The following is a 273-nucleotide window of genomic DNA, read 5'->3' as shown; positions in this document are numbered from 1 at the left end:
GATCAAGGGAGCCTGTGATGCTCACGCTGACCGGCACCATTCGAGCAGTCACCACCCTGGGTGGTGGCGTCAACAAGAAGACCGGCGAGGTGATCCCCACCCGCCCGGTTCTCCAGATCGAGGGCCTCGATAACCGCGGCCTCGTTCAACTCTTCACCCTCACAGTTCCGGACACCAAGCCTTTCGAGGGCCGAGTGGGTGAGCAGGTGTCCGTGCCGGTGCGTGCGTGGGCTCCTGGCGCGTCGGTGAGCCTCGCCTATGAGGGGGGCAAGG

1 protein-coding gene is annotated in these 273 nt (G+C 65.2%); it reads left to right on the top strand.

Annotated elements, in window-relative coordinates; genetic code table 11:
- Positions 1 to 17: 17 nt before the first annotated feature.
- The coding region (locus tag ABG80_RS02065; protein ID WP_152987416.1) for a hypothetical protein at positions 18 to 273 on the top strand (256 nt) is incomplete at its 3' end.

The organism is Aquabacterium parvum (genome assembly GCF_001447195.1).
Taxonomy (GTDB): Bacteria; Pseudomonadota; Gammaproteobacteria; order Burkholderiales; family Burkholderiaceae_C; genus Aquabacterium; species Aquabacterium parvum.
The sequence above is the reverse complement of the archived record's forward strand: the minus strand, read 5'-3'. Positions and strand labels throughout refer to the sequence as shown.